At 63.4% G+C, this 23,543-nt stretch carries 24 protein-coding genes and 1 pseudogene; 14 read left to right on the forward strand and 11 right to left on the reverse strand.

Annotated elements, in window-relative coordinates; translation table 11 throughout:
- The first annotated feature begins 55 nt into the window (after window positions 1-55).
- The gene (locus NKH99_RS08510; RefSeq protein ID WP_353013608.1) at window positions 56-352 is read left to right on the forward strand and encodes a pentapeptide MXKDX repeat protein; all 297 of its coding nucleotides are present in this window, start codon (window positions 56-58) and stop codon (window positions 350-352) included.
- Between the two features lie 77 nt (window positions 353-429).
- The gene (gene msrA, locus NKH99_RS08515; protein WP_352771421.1) at window positions 430-1,158 is read left to right on the forward strand and encodes a peptide-methionine (S)-S-oxide reductase MsrA; all 729 of its coding nucleotides are present in this window, start codon (window positions 430-432) and stop codon (window positions 1,156-1,158) included.
- A 393-nt stretch (window positions 1,159-1,551) separates the two neighbouring features.
- Here the strand turns inward: msrA and NKH99_RS08520 are convergent, their stop codons facing one another.
- From NKH99_RS08520 to NKH99_RS08530, 3 genes are all read right to left on the reverse strand, one after another.
- On the reverse strand, window positions 1,552-4,086 hold the full coding sequence (locus NKH99_RS08520; protein WP_353013610.1) for a mechanosensitive ion channel family protein: 2,535 nt from the start codon (window positions 4,084-4,086) through the stop codon (window positions 1,552-1,554).
- 102 nt (window positions 4,087-4,188) lie between these two features.
- A complete protein-coding gene (locus NKH99_RS08525; RefSeq protein WP_352457875.1) occupies window positions 4,189-5,193 on the reverse strand; it encodes a cytochrome d ubiquinol oxidase subunit II in 1,005 nt (334 codons plus the stop codon).
- Window positions 5,190-6,563 carry a cytochrome ubiquinol oxidase subunit I gene (locus NKH99_RS08530; RefSeq protein WP_353013612.1) on the reverse strand — a complete coding sequence of 458 codons (1,374 nt, stop codon included), beginning with the start codon at window positions 6,561-6,563 and terminating at the stop codon, window positions 5,190-5,192. Before NKH99_RS08530 ends, NKH99_RS08525 begins: the two co-directional genes overlap by 4 nt.
- 262 nt (window positions 6,564-6,825) lie before the next feature.
- Here NKH99_RS08530 and NKH99_RS08535 point away from each other — a divergent pair, with 262 nt between their 5' ends.
- The 4 genes from NKH99_RS08535 (at window position 6,826) to NKH99_RS08550 (ending at window position 9,863) form a co-directional block, all read left to right on the forward strand.
- The gene (locus NKH99_RS08535) at window positions 6,826-7,752 is read left to right on the forward strand and encodes an ABC transporter ATP-binding protein (RefSeq protein WP_352539812.1); all 927 of its coding nucleotides are present in this window, start codon (window positions 6,826-6,828) and stop codon (window positions 7,750-7,752) included.
- Between the two features lie 14 nt (window positions 7,753-7,766).
- Window positions 7,767-8,528, forward strand: coding sequence for an ABC transporter permease (locus tag NKH99_RS08540; protein WP_352472853.1), 762 nt, complete (start codon window positions 7,767-7,769; stop codon window positions 8,526-8,528).
- 166 nt (window positions 8,529-8,694) lie between these two features.
- Window positions 8,695-9,186, forward strand: coding sequence for a MarR family winged helix-turn-helix transcriptional regulator (locus tag NKH99_RS08545; RefSeq protein WP_352903333.1), 492 nt, complete (start codon window positions 8,695-8,697; stop codon window positions 9,184-9,186).
- Entirely contained in the window at window positions 9,183-9,863 is a 681-nt protein-coding gene (locus tag NKH99_RS08550; RefSeq protein ID WP_353013614.1) for a GNAT family N-acetyltransferase, read from the forward strand. Before NKH99_RS08545 ends, NKH99_RS08550 begins: the two co-directional genes overlap by 4 nt.
- A 100-nt stretch (window positions 9,864-9,963) precedes the next feature.
- Here NKH99_RS08550 and NKH99_RS08555 read toward each other — a convergent pair whose 3' ends face one another.
- Window positions 9,964-11,955, reverse strand: a complete 1,992-nt coding sequence (locus NKH99_RS08555) for a PhoX family protein (protein ID WP_353013616.1) — start codon at window positions 11,953-11,955, stop codon at window positions 9,964-9,966.
- Window positions 11,956-12,156: 201 nt separating this feature from the next.
- Here NKH99_RS08555 and NKH99_RS08560 point away from each other — a divergent pair, with 201 nt between their 5' ends.
- Together NKH99_RS08560 and NKH99_RS08565 are read left to right on the forward strand one after the other, a co-directional pair.
- Window positions 12,157-12,495 (forward strand): hypothetical protein, encoded by a 339-nt coding sequence (locus NKH99_RS08560; RefSeq protein WP_023679017.1) that lies wholly within the window; start codon window positions 12,157-12,159, stop codon window positions 12,493-12,495.
- 14 nt (window positions 12,496-12,509) lie between these two features.
- Complete coding sequence (locus NKH99_RS08565; protein ID WP_352451848.1) at window positions 12,510-13,211, forward strand: phosphatase PAP2 family protein; 702 nt, start codon at window positions 12,510-12,512, stop codon at window positions 13,209-13,211.
- Between the two features lies 1 nt (window position 13,212).
- Here the strand turns inward: NKH99_RS08565 and NKH99_RS08570 are convergent, their stop codons facing one another.
- Entirely contained in the window at window positions 13,213-13,392 is a 180-nt protein-coding gene (locus NKH99_RS08570; RefSeq protein ID WP_353013618.1) for a hypothetical protein, read from the reverse strand.
- 78 nt (window positions 13,393-13,470) lie between these two features.
- Here NKH99_RS08570 and NKH99_RS08575 point away from each other — a divergent pair.
- Window positions 13,471-13,720, forward strand: a pseudogene (locus tag NKH99_RS08575) (sodium-independent anion transporter); the annotation flags it as partial.
- Window positions 13,721-13,735: 15 nt separating this feature from the next.
- Here NKH99_RS08575 and NKH99_RS08580 read toward each other — a convergent pair.
- Window positions 13,736-14,596 carry an SMP-30/gluconolactonase/LRE family protein gene (locus NKH99_RS08580; RefSeq protein ID WP_352770224.1) on the reverse strand — a complete coding sequence of 287 codons (861 nt, stop codon included), beginning with the start codon at window positions 14,594-14,596 and terminating at the stop codon, window positions 13,736-13,738.
- 115 nt (window positions 14,597-14,711) lie between these two features.
- Between NKH99_RS08580 and NKH99_RS08585 the strand changes: the two genes are divergently transcribed.
- Entirely contained in the window at window positions 14,712-15,515 is an 804-nt protein-coding gene (locus NKH99_RS08585; RefSeq protein WP_352451850.1) for a helix-turn-helix domain-containing protein, read from the forward strand.
- Between the two features lie 126 nt (window positions 15,516-15,641).
- Here NKH99_RS08585 and NKH99_RS08590 read toward each other — a convergent pair whose 3' ends face one another.
- From NKH99_RS08590 to NKH99_RS08600, 3 genes are read right to left on the reverse strand one after another with little or no spacing between them, the layout of a single operon-like run.
- Window positions 15,642-16,439 carry a C40 family peptidase gene (locus NKH99_RS08590; protein WP_353013620.1) on the reverse strand — a complete coding sequence of 266 codons (798 nt, stop codon included), beginning with the start codon at window positions 16,437-16,439 and terminating at the stop codon, window positions 15,642-15,644.
- 41 nt (window positions 16,440-16,480) lie between these two features.
- Window positions 16,481-17,422 (reverse strand): CHAD domain-containing protein, encoded by a 942-nt coding sequence (locus NKH99_RS08595; RefSeq protein ID WP_353013622.1) that lies wholly within the window; start codon window positions 17,420-17,422, stop codon window positions 16,481-16,483.
- On the reverse strand, window positions 17,419-17,892 hold the full coding sequence (locus NKH99_RS08600) for a CYTH domain-containing protein (RefSeq protein WP_023679010.1): 474 nt from the start codon (window positions 17,890-17,892) through the stop codon (window positions 17,419-17,421). Before NKH99_RS08600 ends, NKH99_RS08595 begins: the two co-directional genes overlap by 4 nt.
- 88 nt (window positions 17,893-17,980) lie before the next feature.
- Here NKH99_RS08600 and NKH99_RS08605 point away from each other — a divergent pair, with 88 nt between their 5' ends.
- Genes NKH99_RS08605 through NKH99_RS08620 form a run of 4 tightly spaced genes read left to right on the forward strand, consistent with a single transcriptional unit; the run spans window position 17,981 to window position 21,709 of the window.
- On the forward strand, window positions 17,981-18,697 hold the full coding sequence (locus NKH99_RS08605; protein ID WP_352451915.1) for a CerR family C-terminal domain-containing protein: 717 nt from the start codon (window positions 17,981-17,983) through the stop codon (window positions 18,695-18,697).
- Window positions 18,694-19,647, forward strand: a complete 954-nt coding sequence (locus tag NKH99_RS08610; RefSeq protein WP_352473602.1) for an HlyD family secretion protein — start codon at window positions 18,694-18,696, stop codon at window positions 19,645-19,647. Before NKH99_RS08605 ends, NKH99_RS08610 begins: the two co-directional genes overlap by 4 nt.
- The gene (locus NKH99_RS08615) at window positions 19,644-20,564 is read left to right on the forward strand and encodes an ABC transporter ATP-binding protein (protein WP_023679007.1); all 921 of its coding nucleotides are present in this window, start codon (window positions 19,644-19,646) and stop codon (window positions 20,562-20,564) included. The genes NKH99_RS08610 and NKH99_RS08615 overlap by 4 nt, the downstream gene beginning before the upstream one ends.
- Window positions 20,565-20,572: 8 nt before the next feature.
- A complete protein-coding gene (locus NKH99_RS08620) occupies window positions 20,573-21,709 on the forward strand; it encodes an ABC transporter permease (RefSeq protein WP_352473617.1) in 1,137 nt (378 codons plus the stop codon).
- Window positions 21,710-21,745: 36 nt separating this feature from the next.
- Here NKH99_RS08620 and NKH99_RS08625 read toward each other — a convergent pair whose 3' ends face one another.
- Both NKH99_RS08625 and NKH99_RS08630 read right to left on the reverse strand, forming a co-directional pair.
- On the reverse strand, window positions 21,746-22,399 hold the full coding sequence (locus tag NKH99_RS08625) for a glutathione S-transferase family protein (protein ID WP_352473598.1): 654 nt from the start codon (window positions 22,397-22,399) through the stop codon (window positions 21,746-21,748).
- Between the two features lie 92 nt (window positions 22,400-22,491).
- Window positions 22,492-23,469 carry a threonine/serine dehydratase family protein gene (locus tag NKH99_RS08630; RefSeq protein ID WP_353013624.1) on the reverse strand — a complete coding sequence of 326 codons (978 nt, stop codon included), beginning with the start codon at window positions 23,467-23,469 and terminating at the stop codon, window positions 22,492-22,494.
- Window positions 23,470-23,543 lie beyond the last annotated feature (74 nt).

The raw sequence follows: 23,543 nt of genomic DNA on the forward strand, positions 1-23,543 counted from the left end.
CGCGCAGCGGCGCCGCCGCATGCGATCAACCCTGCCAGAACCCTAGGAGATCATCATGACCAATCGTTTGACCAATCGCCCGACCCTGGCGGCACTCGCCTTCGCACTTTGCTCGACGGCGCTGTTCGCCGGAGGCGCGGCGCGGGCCGAAGATGCGATGAAGCCGGCGATGGCGACAAACGCCATGAAGCCGGCAACGGGCGCCATGGCGGCTGACGCGATGGCCACGACTGCGATGAAGGCGGGCGATCCGATGAAGGCCGACTGCATGAACAAGGCCGCCGCCGAGACGGACGCCATGAAGAAAGCCGAAGCGACCAAGGCCTGCGATGCCATGGCTCCGGCCAAATAGGCGATGCGCACAGCAATGTGAGAGCCCGGCGGACCTATCCGTCGTATAATCCAAACCAGCATCATGGGAGATCAGACATGACCGGAGTCGTGAAACGATCGTCGATTTTCGCAAAAGCAGCACTTGCCACGCTCATCGTCACGGCCGCCGCGGCCGTATTCTGGCAGACGCCGGCAGTTTCGGCCGAAGACGCGGTGGTGATCCCGCCGCCGGCAATGGACGAGAAGGCCACCGCCGGCACCGAAAAGGCGGTCTTCGCCGGCGGCTGCTTCTGGGGTGTGCAAGGCGTGTACCAGCACGTCAAGGGCGTTACCAGCGCCGTTTCCGGCTATGCCGGCGGCGACAAGGACACGGCCGTCTATGAAATGGTCGGCACCAGCCGGACGGGCCATGCCGAATCCGTCGAGATCACCTACGAGCCGTCCAAGGTGACCTACGGCCAGCTGCTGCAGGTGTATTTCTCGGTGGCGCACAACCCGACGCAATTGAACTACCAGGGTCCGGACAGCGGCACCCAGTACCGTTCGACGATCTTTGCCGAAAACGACACGCAGAAAAAGATCGCCGAAAGCTACATCGCCCAGCTCGACAAGGCCAAGGTGTTTCCCAAGCCGATCGTGACGACGCTGGAGACCGGCAAGACCTTCTATCCGGCCGAGGACTATCACCAGGACTTTCTGACGCTCAACCCGACCTACCCCTATATCGTCTACAACGATTTGCCCAAGGTCGAGAACCTGAAGCGGCTGTTCCCCAACCTCTACCGCGAAAAGCCGGTGCTGGTGCTGGCCGCCAACAAGAGCTGAGCTTTTGGGGCCTGCTGATCTCCCCCCTTGAGGGGGAGATAGCCGGCAGGCCAGAGGGGGTCGGTTCGGTTGGCGCGACGCGGTCCGGCATATCGAGGAAGACGAAATTGGCACTCCACGCGCGGCGACCCCCCTCTGTCGCTTTCAGCGACATCTCCCCCTCAAGGGCAGGGCTATCGCAGATGGAACGCCGAGGCTTTCGCTCTACGACGTACCCCCACCCCTAACCCCTCCCCACAAGGGGGAGGGAGACTTCCGTTGGGGAAGTAAGGGCGCGCGGCAGCATTCCCTCCCCCTTGTGGGGAGGGTTAGGGTGGGGGTCCATCTTCGTAAGAATCCAAATGCGATAGCCCTGCCCTCAAGGGGGGAGATCAGCAGGCCCCGCGCTTCGCACTACTCCCCCTTTTTCCAGGGCAGGCTCCAGCGCACCTTCTCCAGCGTCGCCTTTGCCTCGGCCGAGTCCGGGTCGGGTTCTGTCTCGCGATAAAGCGCCGAGCCCTCAGGCGGGTAGGCAAGTGTGTTGTTGAGGGCGAATTTGTCGATCTGGCTGAAGTCGGGGAAAGGCAGGTTTTGCGCCTCGCGCCAAGCGCTGACCCTTTTCTCCGCGGCGATGCGTTTTTCGTCGTCGACCGGAAGGTCGGTGGCTCTGTATTCCAGTGACGAAGGGAAGGCGAACTGCGCGCCGGCATCATCCATGATGTTGATCATGGACAGCAGGATGTCCTCGCGGATGGCTTGGAACTCGGCCACGTCGGCGGTTTTGACGTAGGTGAACACGTCGATGTCGAGCGAATAGGCGCCGAAGCCGGCAAAGCGCACGCGGCACGGCTCATCGATGACGCGCGGATGGGCAATCAGCAGCTTGCGCAGCTCGGCCAGGACGTAACGTAGCTGATCGGGCGTCGTTTCGTAGCGCAGCTGCAGCGTCGTCGCGAACCGGGTGCGGTCGCGATGCGCGTAGTTCTCGATCTGCATGCCGGCGAAATCCGAGTTTGGCACCGAGATGATCGTGCGGTCGAGCGACCGGATGCGCGTCGAGCGCATGCCGATATGCTCGATCGTGCCGGACTGGTCGCCGAACTTGCAGAAGTCGCCGACGCTGACCGGCCGATCGGCATAGAGCGTCAGGCCGGAGAGGAAGTTCTGCAGCGTCGGCTGCGCGGCCAGCGCCACCGCCAGACCGCCGATGCCGAGACCGGCAATGACGCCTTCGTAGGGGATGGCGAGCACTTCGGCCAGCAGCAGGAAGGCGACGACCAGCACGGCGACGCGCGCCACGCCGGTGGACAGCGAAATCAGCGTGTCGTGATAGCCGGGCACCTGCCACAGTCCACGGTAATGGTCGGCGACCTTGCCGATCAGGTGCCAGACCACCGGCACGGCGCCAATCACGACCAGGCTCCAGGCGATTGCCTTGACCGGGGCGGCGACCACTTGCGGCAGACCGAGCGGGCGCAGCGTCAACAGCAGGAAGAAGCCAAGCACGATCGAGCGCACCGCCCATTCGACAATGCGGAAGAAGGCCGGGCTGTCCGTCCTTCGCACAAACAAGGAAATCAGCGCATTGGCGATGAAGCCGAAGACGATGCCGGCCAGTGCGGCAAGGCCGAGCATCGACCATTGCCAGCGCTCCATCGGGCCGGCGCGGGTAAGCAGGCCGGGGCTGATCTCGCGGGCGAGGCCACGGGCGATGAAGAACGGGTCGGTGCTGGCGAAAGCGGCGAATTCCGGCGCCACCGGCACGTCTTCGACATCGGCGTAGAGCGCGCGGATGTGGGCGAGCGTCTCGGGCGTGAACTGCCAGATCTTGCCCTTCTCAGTCTCGACCGGGCCGATGACGATGTTGCCGGCGGGATGCTCGAAATAGACGAAGGGGGTGTTGCTCTTCGGATCGTCGGGGATCTCCTGCCAATAGACGTAGCCGATGCGGTCGATGACCTTTTTGAGATAGCGCTCGAGCAGGAACGCCTCGTCGCCACGCACCGCCTGACTGTAGTTGCGCAGGTCGAGTGCCGCCTGGGCCGGGTCGCCGGCTTCGGTGAGGCCGCTCAACAGTATCTTGAACGTGTCGCGCGGCGAGGCGAGCCTGCTCGGATCGTCGACCATGTCGACGGCTTCGCCACGCGCTTCCTGGAATTCGGCGAGCTTTGCCTGGAGCTGGCCAAGTGGCGGCCCGACGATGAACCAGTCGCCATTCTTGCGGCGAAAAGTGACGGCGAAGGAGACCCTGGTGCCGTATTGCGGCAGCGTCGCCGTCACCTCGTCGCCGGAAATCGCATCATGCGGCAGGCTCCACAGACGGAACGTCGCGTTGTCGATGACGGTGAACAGAAGCTTGGTGTAATCGGGCATGTTGAGGCCGCCGCGGTCGGCCTCGGTGACGTCGACGAGACCCGCTGCCAGACCGGCAAGACCCATGCCGCCGCCGGTGGCGCGCGGCACATTGTCGGCGCCGCTCTCGTTCATCGTCTGCAGGAACGAGCGCATGGTGCTCATCGGGCTCGACTGGTCGACACGGACGTCCTCGACGGCGCTGACGCGCACACCTGTCCACCATTCGGCGGTGGCGGCATCGAAGCGGCCCATGAAGCTGCCGCCGTCAGGCGATTGGACGAAGGTGAAGGCGCCTTGGCGGTCGCCTTCGAACCAGTGGCCGACAAGCTTGTCGCCTTCGGCCTTGGCCTCGATACGGCCGTTATAAAGCGGGTACACGCCCTTTACGTCAGTGCCGGTCTGCTCGAACTTGATCTGGGCGCCGCCGCCGCGCCACTTCGTGTCCCACACGCCCGTCCAGTTGGCCGCGTCCTGGGCATGCGCCTGCGGCATGGCCGGCAGCAGGCCGGCAAGCGCGAGTGCGCCGATCAGCGCGACCGTCCGGATCAGCAAAAGCAGCAGCCGATCCTGTCCTGCCGCAGAAAAGGGGTTCATTCTGTTGCCCTTCTTCTTGCCGGCGATTCTGCTGGGCCGGCCAGAGAAGGTTATTCCGCTTGAAGATGAATATTCTGTTTCAGGCTGCGACGGCGATGCCGGTCAGTCATAGGTCAGATCCGTCGCCTTGCCGGCGAACACCCGGTAGGCAAAGAACGAATAGAAGATGATGATCGGCAGCACGACGACCGTCCCGACCAGGATGACGGCCAGGCTTTCGGGTGCCGAAGCAGCCTGCCAGATGGTCAGCCGGTCGGGCACCACGAAGGGGTAGAACGACCAGGCGAGGCCGGCAAAGCCGAGCGTGAAGATCGCGGCCAATGTCAGGAACGGGAGCAGCGCGTGGCGGTCGCCGGGTTTCGGCAGATGGAAGGTCTGGCGCCACAGCCACAGGAACAGCACTGCCGACAGGATAGGCAGCGGCGACAAATAGAGCATGGCCGGCCAGACGAACCATTTGTCGAAGATGCGCGCGCTGGCAAAAGGCGTGGCCAGCGATACCGCGACCATGCCGAGCGCGGTCAGCACCAGCGCCGTGCGCAGCCACAGCACCGCCTTCTTCTGCAGATCGCCTTCGGTCTTATAGATGACCCAGGCCGCGCCCATCGCCGCGTAGGCCGCGGCAAGGCAGAGCGCCACCAGCGCGCCGAAAGCGACGCCGCCGGGGCCGACGTCGAGGCCGAGCACATAGACGCCGAGCATATAACCTTGCGCCAGCGACGCGATGACCGAGCCGAGGAAAAAGATGCGGTTCCAGCGGTGCTTCCTGCCGGCCGGCACCTTGGCGCGGAAATCGAAGGCGACGCCGCGCAGGATCAAGCCGACCAGCAGCACGAAGACCGGAATGTAGAGCGCCGTCAGAATGGTGCCGTGCGCCAATGGAAAGGCGACCAGCAGCAGGCCGACCGCCAGCACCAGCCAGGTCTCGTTAGCGTCCCAGAACGGGCCGATGGCGGCGATCATCGTATCCTGTTCGGTGTCTTCGGCTGCGGCGAACAGGATGCCGATGCCGAGATCGAAGCCGTCGAGGATGACGTAGATCAGGATAGCGAGGCCCATCAGCCCGGCGAAGATCAGAGGCAGCAGGGTCGGCCAGTCGACGCTCATGATGTTTCTCCTGGTTGCGCAACCGGCTGCGACAGCGGCCTGTTCATGACGCCCGGTAGCGGCGAGGTGTCACCATCCTTCGCCGCCTTCAATGCCAGATGCACCAACACGCCGAGATAGGCGATCAAGAGCAGCACGTAGAGGATGAGATAGACCGCGAGCGACAGCGCGACATGGCTGCCGGCGACCGGCCCGACAGCATCGGCGGTAAGCAGCACGCCGGTGACCAGCCAGGGCTGGCGGCCGATCTCGGTGGTGTACCAGCCGGCCAGCGTCGCCAGCCAGCCGGACAGCGCCATCGGCACCATGACAAGCGCCAGCGGCTTGGGCAGGCCGTGGCGGCGCTTGAGGAAGAAGGCCGCCGACCAGGAGACGGCGAGCATCAGGAGGCCGGTGCCGACCATGATGCGAAAGCCCCAGAACACCGGAAATACGGGCGGATGGTTGCCGGCATAATCGTTCAGACCCGGCACGATGCCGCCGGCGCTGTGCCTGAGGATGAGGCTGGCGCCATCCGGAATGGTGAGCTCGAACTTGTTCTCCTTGGCCGCTTCATCGGGAAGAGCAAACAGCACCAACGGCACGTTGGGACCGGTGTTCCAGTTGGCTTCCATGGCGGCGATCTTCTGCGGCTGGTGTTCCAGCGTGTTGAGGCCGTGCTGGTCGCCGGCAAAGATCTGGATGGGAATCAGGATAGCGGCGGTGAAGACGCCGGTGCGCAAGGCCTTCCACATCGATTCCGAGCGATCGCCGTAGAGATAGCGCAGCGCCGACAGGCCGGCGATCAGGAACGAGACGGTCAGCCCCGAAGCAAGCAGCATATGGACGAGCCGGTAGGGCATGGACGGATTGAAGACAACGGCCCACCAGTCGGTGGCGTGCGCAACACCATTGCGCATCTCGAAACCGGCCGGTGTCTGCATCCACGAATTGAGCGCGATGATCCAGAAGGCGGACAAGGTGGTGCCGCCGGCCACCAGCACCGTCGCCAGCGTATGGACGCGGTTCGAGACGCGGCGGAAGCCGAACAGCATGATGCCGAGGAACGCCGCCTCGAGGAAGAAGGCGGTCAGGATTTCGTAGGCCAGCAGCGGGCCGGCAATGTTGCCGACCGTCTCCATATAGCCCGGCCAGTTGGTGCCGAACTGAAAACTCATGGTGACGCCGGAAACTACGCCCATGGCGAAGGACAGCGCGAATACCTTAACCCAGGTGAAATACGCGCGCATCCAGGCGGAATCGTTTGTCGCGTTGTAGCGGAGCTTGAAGAACAGCAGCACCCAGCCGAGCGCGATGGTGATCGCCGGGAACAGGATGTGGAACGAGATGTTCGCGCCGAACTGTATGCGCGACAGAATGAGCGGGTCCATGGCGGCTCCGGCTGCTGCTTGTTTGTTGAAGGATAGGCTTGATGCACCGGACGGTCAAAGCGGCGTCCCGCCGCGAGGCGGAACGCCGCAGTGCGGTTAATCTGCTGTTGCGTGGAATTTGGCTGGACGACCGGGCAGGTGTTGCCTATTCCGGCGAACCTCGATGTCCAGAACTGTCAGAAGCGCCATTGACATCCGGATTTGCGAACCGACATTCAGCGGATTAAACCAACAACTCTGTTTCAAGCAGTCGTTTTCAGCCATGCAGCCGATCATCTCGATTTCCGGGGTCTCCAAGACCTACGCCACCGGCTTCAAGGCGCTGAAGGAGATCAATCTCGACATCGTGCGCGGCGAGATCTTTGCGCTGCTCGGGCCGAATGGCGCCGGCAAGACAACGCTGATCTCGATCGTCTGCGGCATCGTCAACCGCTCGTCGGGTTCCGTCACCGTCGACGGCCATGACATCAACCGCGACTACCGCGCCGCGCGCAGTCTGATCGGGCTGGTGCCGCAGGAACTGACCATCGACGCCTTCGAGAGCGTGTGGGCGACGGTTAACTACAGCCGCGGCCTGTTCGGCAAGCCGGCGGACAAGGCGTTCGTCGAAAAAGTGCTGCGCGACCTGTCGCTCTGGGACAAGAAGGACGCCAAGGCGATTACGCTGTCCGGCGGCATGAAGCGCCGGCTGATGATTGCCAAGGCGCTGTCGCACGAACCGCGCATCCTGTTCCTCGACGAACCGACGGCAGGCGTCGACGTCGAGCTGCGCCAGGACATGTGGGCGATGGTGCGCCGGCTGCGCGAAGACGGCGTCACCATCATCCTGACCACGCATTACATCGAAGAAGCCGAGGCGATGGCCGACCGCGTCGGCGTCATCAACCGCGGCGAGATCGTGCTGGTGGAGGACAAGGCCGAGCTGATGCGCAAGCTTGGCCGCAAACGGCTTGTGCTGGAACTGCGCAGTCCCCTGGCCACCGTTCCCGATGCTTTTTCGCACTACGCGCTGGAGCTTTCGCCGGATGGCGGACAGCTGACCTATACTTATGACAACCAGAGCGAACGACCGGGGGTCGCCTCGCTGATCCGCGAGCTCGAGGCGGCCGGCATCCAGTTCCGCGACATCGATACGGAAAACAGCTCGCTCGAGGAGATCTTCGTCAACCTGGTGAGGAAACCGGCATGAACCCGCGCGCGGCCATGAATCTTCATGCGGTATGGGCGATCTATCGGGTGGAGATGGCGCGCGCCCTTCGCACTGTGCTGCAGAGCATCGTTTCGCCGGTGATTTCGACGTCGCTCTATTTCGTCGTCTTCGGTTCGGCCATCGGCTCGCGCATCACCGAGATCGACGGCATCAGCTACGGCGCCTTCATCGTACCGGGGCTGATCATGCTGTCGCTGCTGACGCAATCGATCTCCAACGCCTCTTTCGCCATCTATTTTCCGAAATTCGTCGGCTCGATCTACGAATTGCTGTCCGCGCCGGTGTCCTATCTGGAGATCGTCATCGCCTATGTCGGGGGCGCGGCGACAAAGTCGATCGTGCTTGGCCTGATCATCCTGGCGACGGCCTCGCTGTTCGTGCCGCTGACGATCGAGCATCCGTTCTGGATGCTCGCCTTCCTGGTGCTGACGGCGGTGACCTTCAGCCTGTTCGGCTTTATCATCGGCATCTGGGCGAAGAGCTTCGAGCAGCTGCAGCTGGTGCCGCTGCTGATCATCACGCCGCTGACCTTCCTCGGCGGCAGCTTCTATTCGATCAACATGCTGCCCGGCATCTGGCGCACGGTGACGCTGTTCAACCCGGTGGTCTACCTGGTCAGTGGGTTCCGCTGGAGCTTCTACGGCAAGTCCGACGTTTCGGTCGGCGTCAGCCTCGGCATGACGGTGGTCTTCCTGCTCATCTGCATAACGATCGTCGCCTGGATCTTCAGGACCGGCTACCGGCTGCGCAACTGATCGAACGGGCCTCGTCCAGGCGAAGCAGCCTGACCGATCGACCTTTCCTTGCCGAAGGCGATAGGCCTGCGCCCGATGCCTGGAACCCGCGCTTGAATGCCTCGATCTTGCTTTTCATGCATTGTTATATATCATGTTATCGATGTTCATGGGGATGAATTGGCCTATGGAAGACGTCATACGATCGCTTGGCTTTCTGTGCCTGGGCAGCAGGCTGAAGCGTATAGGCGAGCAACTGCAAGCGGAGGCGCAGCGCCTGCTCGACAGGCTGGATGTCCCGGTTCAGGCGAGCCAATACCCGCTGCTGGCCGCGCTCGACAGGCTGGGTCCGCTGTCGGTCGGGGAACTGGCGCAATCCCTTGGCATCGCGCAGCCAGGCGTAACGCGAAGCGTCTCGCTTCTGGCCGAATTGGGACTGCTCGAAGTCAGTCCGTCGACCGATGACCAGCGGCGCAGGATCGTCTCGCTTACTCGGGACGGGCGGCGGCTGGTCGATGTCGCAAAGCGCGACGTCTGGCCTTGCATCGAGAACGTGGTCGCGGATTTGTGCGCGGGTTTTTCGGGGCCGCTTCTTGAGCAGCTGGCTGCCATCGAGGACGGTCTCGCCGCTACCCCTCTCGACCGTCGTGTAAATAAGCCTGAGGGTGCCGCGCAATGAGACATTTGCTCGACCGCCCTATCTGGAGCGCGCTTCAGACGCGACATCGGGCCTTCGCGGAGGGTGACAACCTCGCCATGCGATATCGGCCGTCGATCGTCCCTTTCGCCGCCACTGGCGCGGACGACCCGGAAAGCCTGCTGGCGCTCGAAAAGCTTGTCTCCCCGGGCGAGAGTGTGATCCTGCTTCAAGCGGACGCGATTGCTCTGCCCACGGGGCTTTCCGCGACTTCGACCGCAGCCGGGGTTCAGATGATCGCCGAGCAGCCATTGCAGATCGTCTCCGACCCGCGCGTGCATCGTCTGACCCGAGACGATGCTGCTGAGATGCTCGCCCTGGCATTGCTCACCAAGCCTGGCCCATTCACGCTCGAAGCCTTGAGCCTGGGCGATTTTTGGGGTGTGAAAATCGAGGGCAGGCTTGCGGCAATGGCCGGCGAGCGCATGAAGCAACCTGGCTATTCCGAACTCAGCGGGGTGTGCTCACATCCGGAATTTCGCGGCGGTGGCCTAGGAAAGCTGCTGTCCCTGTTCGTGGCAAACCGGATAGTGGCGCGCGGCGAAGTTCCCTATCTCCACGCCTATGCCAGCAACGCCGCGGCCATAGCGTTATACGAGTCCATCGGCTTCAGGTTGCGAAGCACAATGAATGTGGCCGTGGTTCAGCGCACCGAATGATTAGTCGGCGCATGATGCGCAGCATGGATGCATCCCGTATCGGAAGGAAGGATTTCGTACCGCCGAAATCCTTCCTCGAGATGCAAGAGCTGGCTGCGTGTCAGACCGCGATCTTGCCGCCGCCTTGCCTGGTGATGGCAACGACCGCCGGGCGCACCGGCATGTCCGGCTTGAAGTCGGGCCAGCGCGTCGACAAATCCTCATAGTAGGACGGACGGCCGAAAGCCTCCCAGTCCTCGCCGCCGTCGCCCGGATGCTGGACCGCAACGAAGGCGGTCTGGTCGTCCGGCGCAAACAGGGGACCGCACATTTCGGCGCCGATCGGCACGCGGAAGAACAGCTTTGATGTCGCCCGTGCCGTCCCCTCCGTATCGACAGCCCACAGACCATCGGTGCGGCCGGTGGCTTTCGGGCCTTGGCCGTCGGTGGCGACCCAGAGGCGGCCAGCCGAATCTACCGTGCAATTGTCCGGCATGCCGAACCAGCCATTGGCGGTGGTTGCGGTCGAGAAGGTGGCGCCGACTTCGGCCACAGCGGGATCGCCGCATTTCAGCAGGATTTCCCACCTGCCCTTTGTCGCGGTGAAATCACCGCCGTCCTCGACGATCTCGATGATGTGGCCAAAGGCATTTTCGGCACGCGGGTTGGCGGCGTCGACCTGGTCGGCCTTGCGCTTCGAATTGTTGGTCAGCATGACATAGACCTTGCCGTTGGCGGCATTGGGCTGGATGTCTTCCGGGCGGTCCATCTTGGTGGCGCCGACCAGGTCGGCGGCGCGGCGCGTCTCGATCAGCACATCGGCCTCGCCGGCAAAGCCGTTCTCCGCCGTCAGCGGCCCCTGGCCGAAGGCGATCGGCAGCCATTCGACCGAACCGTCGTCGGCGAACTTGGCTACATGCAAGGTGCCGTCGTCGAGCAAATCCATGTTGACGGCGCGGTTGTCCGGATCGAACTTGCCTGTGGTGACGAACTTATAGACATAGTCGAAGCGCTCGTCGTCGCCGAGATAGAAGACGACACGGCCATCCTTGGCGACGATCGATTCGGCGCCCTCATGCTTGAAGCGCCCCATCGCGGTGCGCTTCCTCGGCGCCGAAGTCGGATCCTGGACGTCGACCTCGACGATCCAGCCGAAGCGGTTCGGCTCGTTCGGCTCCTTGCCGATGTCGAAACGGTCGTAATGCGCTGCCCATTCATAGGCACCTTCGGGAATGCCGAGGCGCTTGTAATTGGCGGCTTCCTTATGCCCCTGCGGCAGCTCGCCCGAGAAATAGCCGTGGATGTTCTCCTCGGCCATGACATAGGTGCCCCACGGCGTGACGCCGCCGGCGCAATTGTTGATGGTGCCGATGACCTTCGTGCCGGTCGGATCGGCGCTGGTCTTGACGCGGTCGTGGCCGGCGACCGGGCCGGAGAGCGCGATCTCGGTGTTGGAGGTGATGCGGCGGTTGAGCTTGCCGTCGCGAACGACCTGCCATTTGCCTGATACCTTGCGTATCTCGACGATAGTGCCGCCATGCGCGGCCATCTCGACATCGACTTGCTCCTTGCTGAGGGGCGCCTGCTTGGCTTTGCCATCGACGATGGTGACGAGACCCGGAAACATCAGGTGCGGATTGGTGTATTCGTGATTGACGACCAGCAGGCCGTGCTCGGCCGAGCCGTCGATCGGGATATAACCGACATAGTCGTTGTTGTAGCCGAATTGTCTGGCCTGGGCTTCCGCCGACTGTTTTGTCGGATCGAATCCCGGCGAATCGGCGAACAGCGGATCGCCCCAGCGCAGCAGCACGTCGGCGTCATAGCCAGGTGCGACGTGATGCTTGTCGTCGATGCCGGCCTCGAGCTCGTCGAAAGCGAAGGCGGAGCCTTTGGCGGCGCGGGCGTTGTCGGCGGTGATCAGCGCCAGCGGGCTGACGGTAGCGGCTATGGCCGAGACGGCAAGCGAACCCTTGAGGAAGCCGCGGCGCGAGAACCGCGCGGCGATGATCTCACCCATGGTGCGGTTGTCGGTGGGATTGGCTCCTGGCCCATCGTTTTCCTCGAGCAGGCTGGTGCGGAAATGGGCGTCAGGGGTGCGATGTTCGGTCATAGGGCCTGCCTCTGGCTGGATGGATTGCTGGAGCGTGTTGCCTTGCCAATCCGGTATTACCGGCAGGTCACAGTTTGATGACATGCCGGCTAAATTGCCACCTGCGATTTCGTATCCAACATCGGCCCCGCTTGACCGCGACCGGCGCTTCGGAAACAAGAGCTGCGGCAGGCGGTAGGGACCGCATCGGGAGGAACAAAAGTGAGTTTCTGGGGACTTGGGCAGCTCTGCGTCTCGACGGTGATCTTCCTGCTGGCGGCGATGGCCGCAAAACAGTGGGGGCTGGCGCCGAGCCTCGGCAAGATCGTGCTGACGTTGGCGCTCTACTCGCTGGGCAATCTGATCATGCTGAGGCTGATCCGTGAATTCGGCATGTCGGTGTCGTTCAGCCTGTCGGCGGTGATCCAGCTGGTGTCGGTGAATGTGGTGGCGCTGGTCTTCTTCGGCGAACGCGTCAATGCCTTGCAGGCAACCGGCATCGTGCTTGCCATCGCAGCTGTGGCGCTGATCACGCTCGGGCCCTATCTGCAAAGGCTGTAACTGCGATCGGGCCGATGAAGAAGATTGCAAGCAGACTGCCCAACTGGCTGGAGTTCCCGGTTCTGCTGGCCGGGCTGGTCATTGCCGGCGGGCTGTGGGGGTTCGAGGAGCTGATGGAGCTGGCGCGGGCGACCACGCCGCATGCCTTCGACACCGAAATCCTGCTTGCCTTCCGCAAAGCCGGCCAGCCCGACAATCCGATCGGACCGGCGTGGCTGGAAGGGGCGATGCGCGACATCACCAGCCTCGGCAGCGCCAGCGTACTGCTGCTGATCACGGCAGCAATGATCGTCTATCTGCTCCTTATCCGCAGGCCAGGCGCGGCGCTTCTCATGTTCGTCGCGGTAGCGGGCGGCCAGCTCCTGTCAAGCGTGCTGAAATTCGACATCGACCGGCCGCGCCCCGATCTGGTCTCGCATCTCGCCGATGTGGCATCGCTTTCGTTTCCGAGCGGCCACGCCATGCTGTCGGCGGTGACGTATTTGACGCTGGGCAGCATGGCGGCGCGGGTTTTGCCCGGGCGCACAACGAAGATCTATGTACTCGGGCTGGCGGTGCTGACGACAGTGGTGGTCGGCATCAGCCGCATCTATCTCGGCGTCCACTGGCCGTCCGACGTATTGGCCGGCTGGTGCGCCGGCTTTGCCTGGGCGATGCTGTGCTGGCTTGCGGCACGGTTCCTGCAGCGATGGCTTGGGCGGGCCGACGGCACCTGACTCAAATCAGCCTGTTGATCAGGCCATGACCGCAGCCTGCCAGCAGGAAAACCATCGACAGCAAGGCTGTCGAGGTTGCCAACGCTTTGAATATCTTCACCCGCTCATCCTTTTGAGGTCGTTCCTGTGAAATCGGGATCGCAGCGGATGTCCCGCCAAACGATGCCGAGGTTTGTAGCATGACAGCGCATCGGCTGGCAAAGAGTGCTGCATGTTTGGAGGCAGATCATCAATCCTTGGTGCAGAAAGACGTCGCCGACCACGCCAGCGCAGGAACTTCATCCTCGATTGTTCGGCGGTGCCGTTCTTCGATTCGACGGCAGCCAATGTCATCGAGGGCGCGGGCCCACAAGGCGAGCCGCGCCGGCGTTCGCTTCATTATATCAGGCGCTTCAGCGCAGGATACGCCGCATGCTGATCAACCACGGCGTCAAGCGGCCGCTGGTGACTTATGCGCCTCGATCACGGATGCGCGGGCGCAGCTGAGGAGAGCCGCGCCCGTCGCCTGAACTGGCAACGCCGGCTCAGTCGAGGCCCAACGCTGAGACCTCGCCCTCGTTCATCAGCGGCACGAAGATTGTCGACCTGCCGTCGGTGCCGATGTCGGCGCTGCCCGGCTTGAACGTCGCAACCGCTTGCGGCGTGCCGCCGGCTTTGTAGCGGTAGAGCGTGCCGGTCATATAGGCAGTGGCGTAGATGCTGCCGCCGATGGCAACGACGCCATCGAGGTTGGCAAACTTTTCCGCGCCAGTCAGTGGCGAAACGGCCTTGGTAGCAAGATCGACCGAGAGCAGGCCGCCCGGCTCCGCGGTGCTGAAGTCGGGCTTGATGCCCTTGCCCCAGGAAGCGACGATCAGCCGGCCGCCATCGGCGAAGATGCCATTCGGCGAAGCAAGCGCCGCATCCCTGACGAACAGTTCGGGCCGGTCGCCGTCTATGCGATAGATCGTATCGGCAAGCATATCCGTGACGTAGATCTTGCCGGACGCGTCGGCGGTCACGTCGTTGAGAAAGACCGCGTTCGGCACGTCGATCGTCGATGTTAGCTTGCCGCTTGCGAGGTCGACGACGCGCACATGGGTGAGGTCGGCGACGTAGAGTTTGCCGCCGACAATCGCCATGCCCTTGGGCGCGTCCATGCCGTCGGTCCAGTGTTGCGTGACTAGCTTGCCGTCCATCGACAGGATCGACAGATAGCCGTTGCCGTCGGCTTCGCCGGGATTGCCGACGATGTTCGAGACGACAACGCGCTGGCCGGCGGCGTCGAACAGCGCCGATTCAGGCTGCTCGAGGCCGCCGGTGCGCCAGAGTTCAGCGGCCTGAACTGCCGGCGCGGCTGCGATGCCGACCAGGGCGAGAAGCATCGAGGTGAAGAGGCTCTTCATGGCTAGTCTCCTGTAATGGACTGGCGGAGAGCTAGGCCTTTCGATACTTTTCGGGAAGAGCTATCAGGACTAGTACCGAAGGCTGATACCAAATCGTGCAAAAGAGGTGCATCCCATGAACGGCCTGATCTTCGAAGCGCTGAAGCGGACGCTTAAGGCAAAGGGCATCACCTATCGCGTCCTTGCTGAGCGGATGGGTGTTTCCGAGCCGACGGTGAAGCGCATCTTCCACGAGCGCAACTGCAAGCTCGACCGGCTGATGGAGATCTGCACTGCCGCCGGCGTAGAGTTGGAGAACGTGCTCGGCTCTATGAACAGAGGACCAGGACCCGCCAACCAGATCGCGCCGGAGATCGAGCGCAAGCTCGCCGGGCGGCCGGCACTGCTGTTCGTCTTTGTCATGCTTTCCGAGAAATTCACGCCCGAAGGCATCATGCGCTCACAAGGGCTGAGCGAGGCTTCGATGTTCCTCTATCTGCGCGAGCTCGAGGAACTCGGCCTGGTCGCGCTCGGTCGCGGCCTGTCGGCAAGGCTGCTGATCGAGGCGCCGATCCAGTGGAATTTCGAGGGGCCATTGCGGCCGCTGTTCGAGACGACCAACAAGAATTTCATCGGCTGGGCCATCACCCATCTTGAGCGCGAGTCGACGTTCGTCAGCTTCTCCAGGCGGATGCGGCCGGAAACGGCGGAAATGGTCAGGCGCGAGGCGGAGGAATTGGCGGAGCGCGCCAAATTGCTTGCTCATCACGACCAGCACACGACGCCTGAAGACCGACTGGTCGGCTACAAATGGACGTTTGCGTTCGGCGCAACGCCGTTCCCGGTGATCATGCCGATCGGGCCGCATCCGCGCGACGCAGGCGCACGGACCGACGATCGAGTTGCGGCTGCCGCAAACGGACGACGTCTGCCGGCCTAGGTCAAAATGCAGAACGACCGAGTCCGGGCTGTTGGCGGCAGCCAGTCTGACTGAGCTTCTTACCCCTGAGTATCGGCCGCAAACCGGTTCTCAGAAGGTCCCCTGCTCAAACACAAGATCGAGCGGCTATTCGGCGGTCTTGTTCGCCACCTTGTCATCCCAGACCATCTGCCGGTAGTCGAAGCCGTATTCCAGCGTCGGCTTGACAATACGGAAATAGGGCGACAGGTCGAAATCGCGCGGCGTGTAGAGCGAGTGATGGCGGATGTGCAGGATTTCCCTGCGCGAAAAGCTCGACTGGGCCGAGGCACGGCCAGGCGCCCGGGTAATCTCCGGCAGGATCGGGTAGCGGATCAGGCCATACGCCTCGGCGATCAGCGACGAGCAGATGGCGCGCGTCGGGTCGCCGGAACCGAAAGCCAGCATGCGGCGGCGCCAGCGCACCGGCACCGGCGGCGTCGGCAAGAAGTAGCGCAGCATGTCGAATATGTTCTTGAGATCGTATCTGAGACCGAGCCTGCCGATCATGAACGCGACGACCGCTTCGCGATCGTCCGGAGCCAGGCCACTCGCCCGGCAGATGCGGGTGTTGTAGCTGCGATAGCGCGACAGCGGCACGGCGATGCAGCCATCGCCGAGCGTGACCTCGATCAGGCGCCGCCGCTCCGATCCGTCCTCCGGCTCCGGCAATGCATCGCCGATATAGAAGGCGGCATGCGACCAGGTCGACTGGGTGAGGTATTTGATCGCCGCCGAGATCTTCTGGTTGCCTTCGATGAGCAGGATGTCGCCGGGCTCGAGCGTGCGGCGCAACGTTTCGGCGTCCGACGGCGTGTAAGGCTCGTAGCCGGACGATTCCTCCTGCAGCCGGCCGGCAAGCCAGCGGCCAAGTCGGTCCAGAAGCGTGTCGCCGGGCTCGGTCATGCCAGACGGCGATTACCACAGGGCGGCAAGTTAGACCATGATCAGCCCACGCCAGGCGTGCCGGCGTCTTCGTGCGCAACTGTGAGATCTTCGCGCGCCTTACGGGCGAGCTTCCTCGTCGAGCGCTTCGGGCTGTCGCCGAAAAGCTCGGCCGCCTCGGCGAGGCAGGTCTTTTTCAGGCTCTTTTCCGAACGCTTCAGCAGCTTGGCAAGCAACCGCGTCTCTTCAGCAGGACCGAGCGGCTGGTCGTCGGCATCGAGAAGCGCGCGCATGACGAGCACATCGTGCAGCTCGCCGAGCCGCTCGCCCAATTCGTCGACGGCCTTGCGCCGGGCCTTGATCGGCGTCGGCCACAGCCGGCCGAGCAGCGACAGGTGCATGCCATGCGTCTTGGCCGCCTTGCGCAGGTCGTGAAAGTCATCGGCTTCGCCGCGCGAAGCCGCCCTGTCCAGCGCTTTCCTGGCGCGGCGCAAAGTGGTGCGCGCGCCTTCGGCGAGCACGTCGGCAGCCTGCTCCGGCTGGTCGGGCAGAGCGAGCTTGTCGATCCGGGCGACACCTTCCTCGCAAGCGGAAATCGCCGCGCCTATCGCAGCATCGAGGCCTGCTCCGCCATGCAGTTCATGCTGGCGCGCGACGAGCCTGTCACGCACGGCACCGAGGCCATCGGCGGCACTTTGCTCGGGAAAGCTTGCCGCCAGCCGGTCGATTGTTTCGACCAGCGCGGTCGCGTCGCGCGGGCCGGCAAGCAGGGCCGCCACCTGGCGGTAGCACCGATTCTCCGTCACGCAGAATGTTTCGTCTCCGGAACGGACAAGGCGCAGCAAGGCGCGGACGTTCTTCAGCCGTTTGCGGCATTTGTGCAGCCCCTGTTCGGGCCTGTCACGCGCGGCGTCCAGATGGACAAGCGCCTTGCCGATCTCCTCGGCGAGGATGCGCCTGACCTCTCCGGTCAGCGACATGCGCGGATCGATACGAAAGCTCATGCGACGATCTCCGGAATCCCCCCAAGGGCGAGCGACGCGTTGTAAAATCTTGGCTCGCCGGTGACTTCACGGCCGAGCCAATGTGGCAGCATTTCGTCCTGTACATCATCCGGCGTCTCGAGCTCGGCGATCACCAACCCCGCAAGCGTCCCGCCGAAGACATCGACTTCGTAGCGATAGCCGCGGTGTCTAACATGGTGGCGTGTCTTCTCGATGACATGTCCGATGGCAAAGGCCTGCATCTCCTGCGCCTCCGCCAAAGGTACCGGATATTCGAATTCATCGCGCTCGCGTGCCTGGCTGCCGAACTTGAGCGTCAGCTTGGCGGCCGCATCGTTGCTGATGCGCACACGCACCGTGCGGCTGGGTTCGGCGACTAGATAGAATTGACGGATATGAATGTCCGCCTCGACCATTGCCCGCCATTCCTCACCTGAGACCAGGAACTTACGCTCGATTTCCTTGCCCATGGCCAGGCACTAAAGCGCGCACGGCCAGAGTTGGCAAGCCGCTTGACCGCACTTGACTTTAATCATTCGATTGATTAAATTGTTGACCATGATCAAATCGCCCAGCGCCAGCGGCCTTCCTCATGAGGCGCCCAAGACCGCCGCGGATGTGACGCGGACGGCACTCGTGCGCGCGGCGCTGAAGCTGTTCGGACGCCAGGGTTTCGACGGCACGTCAACGCGCCAGATCGCGGCCGAGGCCAAGGCCAATATCGGCTCGATCGCCTATCATTTCGGCGGCAAGGAAGGGCTCCGCAACGCGGCGGCCGACTACATCGTCGACACCATCCAGATCGTTGCCGGCCAGGCGATCGGCAATCTGCAGGCGCCGGCCGCGGCATTGGCGGACACCGAGGCCGCGCGGGCGCATTTGGCCGTCGCACTGGAGCGGATGGTCGCCTTCATCGCGGCAAGGCCGGAAGCCGGCGAGATTGTACAGTTCGTCCTGCGTGAGCTGTCGCATCCAACCGCCGCGCTCGACCGTATCTATGATGGCGTGTTCGAACCGGCGCATCACCGGCTCTGCCTGATCTGGGAACAGGCGACGGGCGAGCCGGCCGAGAGCGAGCGCACAAAACTCACTGTGTTCACGCTGATTGGCCAGGTCGTCTATTTCCGCATCGGCCGCGAGGCGGTTATGCGCCGCATGGGCTGGCGCGAGATCGGCAATGACGAGGCCGGAAAGATCGCGGCGGTGGTGACGGATAATCTCAGCGCGATTTTGGCTCGGCGCGATTTGGCTGCCCGAAAGGATCGTGGATCATGAGCCTGCTCTGTTCTTTGCCGCTTGCCGCCCAGCTTTTCAGCGCCTGCGCGCCGGCAGCACCGCTCGCCGTCGGCTACGTCGAGGGCGATTATGTCCTGCTGGCGCCGATCGAGGTGGCGCAGGTCGAGACGATTGCGGTCAAGCGCGGCGACCGCGTCGCGCCCGGCACGCCGGTGGTGACGCTGGAAAACGCCGACGCCAAGATCGCCATCGCACAAGCCGAGGCGGCCCTTGCGCAGGCCCAGGCGCAACTTGCCGACCTGCAGGTCGGCAAGCGGCCGGAAGAGATTGCGGTGCTCAAGGCGCAGCTCGACATGGCCAAGGCGCAAGCCGCCGACGCCAAACGCCGTTACATCCGCGCCAGCGATCTGTTCAAACGCGGCACCGGCACACAGGCCGACTACGACACGGCTTCCGCGACGCTGGAGACGGCCAACGCGCAGGTCGGCCAGGCGGAGGCCAATCTCGCCGTCGGCGGCCTGCCGGCACGGCCGGAGACGATCAAGGCCGCCGACAATCAGGTCAGGCAGGCGCAGTCGGCGCTGGAGCAAGCGCAATGGCGGCTGTCGAAGCGCGTGCTGACGGCGCCCTCGCCCGGCCGCGTCAACGATGTCATCCGCTATCCTGGCGACACGGCCGGGCCGACCGCGCCGGTCATCTCCATGCTGCCGGATGGCGCGGTGAAGCTCAGCGTCTATGTGCCGGAAAGCGCGTTCTCCTCGGTCGACGTCGGCACGCTGCTCAACGTCCGTTGCGACGGCTGCGGATCGGGCGTGAAGGCTCGCGTCAGCTACGTGTCGCCGGATCCGGAATTCACGCCGCCGGTGATCTACTCGCTCGAGACCCGGCAAAAGCTGGTCTATCTGGTCGAAGCGCGGCCGGAGGGCGACGCCAGCGCATTGCAGCCCGGGCAGATCGTCGACGTCGATCTGGCGGACATCGGAAAATGAACGTCATCGACGTGCACGGCCTGGTCAAACGCTTCGGCGACAAGACCGTCGTCGATCATGTGACTATGGCTGTGGCCGAGGGCGAGATCGTCGGCTTCCTCGGGCCGAACGGCTCGGGCAAGACGACGACCATCCGCATCATGTGCGGCTTGCTGACGCCGGATGAGGGCGAAGGCACCGTTCTGGGCTTCGACATCCGCACCGACAGCCTGCGGATCAAACGCGAAGTCGGCTACATGACGCAGAGATTCTCGTTCTACGAAGATCTCACGATCGGCGAGAATCTCGAATTCGTGGCACGGCTCTACCGGCTGAAGCCGCTCGACGAGCACGTTGCTAAGACGCTTGAGGAGCTCGGCCTGACATCGCGCAGGAACCAGTTGGCCGGCACCCTGTCCGGCGGCTGGAAGCAGCGGCTGGCGCTGGCCGCCTGCATCATGCACAAGCCGAAACTGCTGCTGCTCGATGAACCGACGGCGGGCGTCGACCCGAAAGCGCGACGCGAATTCTGGGACGAGATCCACCGGCTGGCGAGCGGCGGCCTGACCGTGCTGGTCTCCACCCACTACATGGACGAAGCCGAGCGCTGCCACCGCATCAGCTACATCTCCTACGGCAAGATGCTGGCCACCGGCACGGTCGAGGACGTGGTGAGGAATGCCGGGCTGACCACCTTCGTCCTGCAAGGGCCGCGGCTCGATCAGGTCGCTGCCGCACTTCATGGCCGCCCCGGCGTCGACCAGGTGGCGCCGTTCGGCGCGACGCTGCATGTCGTCGGCTCCGACAGGACGGCACTTCAGGCAGCGCTCGCCGATGTCGAGAAAGAGCACGAGGGCGTTACGGTGACGCCCGGCGAGACCAGCCTGGAAGATGTGTTCATCCAGTTCATGTCCGGTTCGAAGGACAACATGGGATGAAAAATGGGATAGACAGCATCTTTTCGTTCGCCAGGCTAGGCGCGCTGCTGATCAAGGAGTTCATCCAGATGCGGCGCGACCGCATCACCTTCGCCATGATGCTCGGCGTACCGCTGATGCAGCTGGTGCTGTTCGGCTATGCCATCAACAACGATCCGAAGAGCCTGCCGGCAGCGCTGGTGACGATGAGCAGCGATCCTTACACGCGGGCCATGGTTTCGGCGCTGCAGACCACCGGCTATTACCGCTTCGACCATGTTGCGCAAAGTGCCGCCGAAGCCGAATTCCTGATGGCGCGCGGCGACGTCGCCTTCGTCGTCACCATTCCCGCCGATTTTGCCCGACGGGTCGAGCGCGGCGACAGCCCGCAGATTCTGATCGAGGCGGATGCGACCGACCCGGCCGTCGCCAGCGGCGCCATCTCGACGCTCGGCACCGTCGCCAATCAGGCGCTGCTCAGGGCACGCGGTATGCAGGAGACAGCGGCCGAAGCTGCCCGGGGCCAGCTCCAGGTGGTGGTGCACCGGCGCTACAATCCGGAAGCCGTCTCACAATACAACATCGTGCCCGGCCTGCTCGGCGTCATCCTGCAGATGACGATGGTGATGATGACCTCGATCGCGCTGACGCGCGAGACCGAGCGCGGCACGATGGAGAACCTTCTGGCGATGCCGTCCAGCCCGCTCGAGATAATGCTGGGCAAGGTGCTGCCCTATCTGGCGGTCGGCGCCGTGCAGGTGCTGGTGGTGCTGGCAGCCTCGAAGCTTCTGTTTGCCATCCCCTTCACCGGGTCGATGTCGCTGCTGTTGACGGCGGTCCTTATCTTCGTCTTGGCGCTGGTGCTGCTCGGCTACACGATCTCGACGATCGCCCGCACGCAAATGCAGGCCCTGCAGCTCACTTTCTTCTTCTTCTTGCCGTCGATCATGCTGTCCGGCTTCATGTTTCCCTATCGCGGCATGCCGGACTGGGCGCAGATTTTCGGCGAGGTGCTGCCGCTGACGCATTTCCTGCGCATCATCCGCGCGGTGATGCTGAAGGGCGCCGAGCTACCGGCGGTGGCAACGGAAATCGGCTGGCTGGTGGTGTTCGTGGCGCTGTTCGCCGGTATTGCGCTGGTGCGGTTCCGCCGGACGCTGGATTAGGGTCGAACTCGATCCGCTTGTGCAAATGATCGAGATTTACACGGACTTGGCCTGGCCCGGGACCGGTGTCAATTCAGGCGCATTGAGCCCTTCGAAGGGATCGCGCCAGGCGTCGATTTCTTCGAGTTCAAGATACCAGCGACTGACAGAGGGATAGTCATCGAGCGGCAATCGGGCGACATCGTTGAAGGGCAGAAACGTCGCCATTCGAAAGTCGGCATAGGAAACCGAAGCGCCGACCAGCCATTCTCGCTCAGAAAGCTCGGCATCAAGTATGGCAGCGGCCGTGCGGAAGTCGCTCAGGCCCTCCTCAACCCGCGCCTGATCGATCGGGCCGAGCCCATAGCGCTGTTTGGTCCCGCGTTCGAAATGCACGACATCGCAGGCTCTTGCGAAGTTCTCTTTCCCCCAACTCAGCCATCGGATCATCTCGGGCTCGTCGTCGCCAGCGCGCCAGAAATCCGAATGCATATCGCGCGAAAGCCGACAGGCTATGGCGTCGGCCTCCCACAGGCTTTTTCCCGAACCTATAAGGATAGGCAATGAAAGATTTGGATTGAGCGGCCGAAATCGCTCGGCCTGGCCCGGAGCGAAGGGAGAGGCGAATTCAAACTCGACCTTGGCGTTGAGATACCGTGCCACCGCGACCGCGAGGCGAGGATTGGGATTGCGGCTGAAGAACAGTTTCATTGATCTCAGTCTTTGAAGGGTACCGGTTCGGCTGGGCGCAACGGAGGCTCGAGCGCCTCGAACCGGCACATGACCTGGAATTGGTTGCTATATTAGCTGGCAGCAATGATCTCGGCATAGGTGCTGAGATCGACATTGCCGCCGGAGAGCACCACGGCAATGCATTTCCCGGCAAGGTCGATCTCGCCTGACGACAGCGCGGCCAAGCCGACGCAACCGCCGGGTTCGACCACCAGCTTCAGACAAGCCATCGCATCGCGCATCGCCTGTGCCACCGCCTTGTCGGAAACGGCGATGGCGCCGGCGAGATTCTTGCGGTTAATCTCGAAAGTGATGGCGCCCGGCTCGGCGACGAGAAGGGCATCGCAGATCGAGGTGTGGCCGGGCGCGTTCGACACCCTGGCGCCTTTGATCAGCGAGCGGCGTGTGTCGTCGAAATGCTCGGGTTCCACGGCCCAGACGGCGGTGCCCGGCGGGGCATCCTTGACCGCGATCGAAATGCCGCTGCTCAACCCGCCGCCGCCGCAGGGAACCACAACCGCATCGAGGCTGACGCCAAGCGCTCTTGCTTGGCGCATCAATTCGAGGCCGATCGTGCCCTGGCCGGCGATGATGGCCGGATCGTCGTAGGGCGGCACCAGGACCATGCCCTTTTCCACGTAAGAACGGACGACGGCAGTGCGATCGTCGCGGACCCGGTCGAAGGTGATCACTTCCGCGCCCATCTTCCTGACATTGCTGACTTTCATCGCCGGCGCATCGGCGGGCATGGCGATGACGGCCTTGACGCCGAACATCGCCGCTGCGGCGGCAACGCCTTGCGCGTGATTACCCGACGAGAAGGCGACGACGCCGCGGGCGCGTTCTTCCGCCGAGAGCGAGGAGAGCTTGTTGTATGCACCGCGGAACTTGAACGAGCCGGTGCGCTGCAACGTCTCCGGCTTGAACAGGATCCTGGCGCCGAAGCGATTGTTCAACTCCGGCGATTCGATCAGCGGCGTTTCGACGATCAGTCCGGACAATCGCGCTGCTGCACTGTGAATATCGGCGATGCCGGGAGGGGTGATCATGGCTGGGTCCTGCAAGAGATGAGACGGCCTATGGTGCACGGAAAGGGAGGCCGCGCACCAATGAAAAATGTGAC

The sequence above is a fragment of the Mesorhizobium sp. M0854 genome (genome assembly GCF_040319815.1).
In the GTDB taxonomy this organism is placed as follows: Bacteria; Pseudomonadota; Alphaproteobacteria; order Rhizobiales; family Rhizobiaceae; genus Mesorhizobium.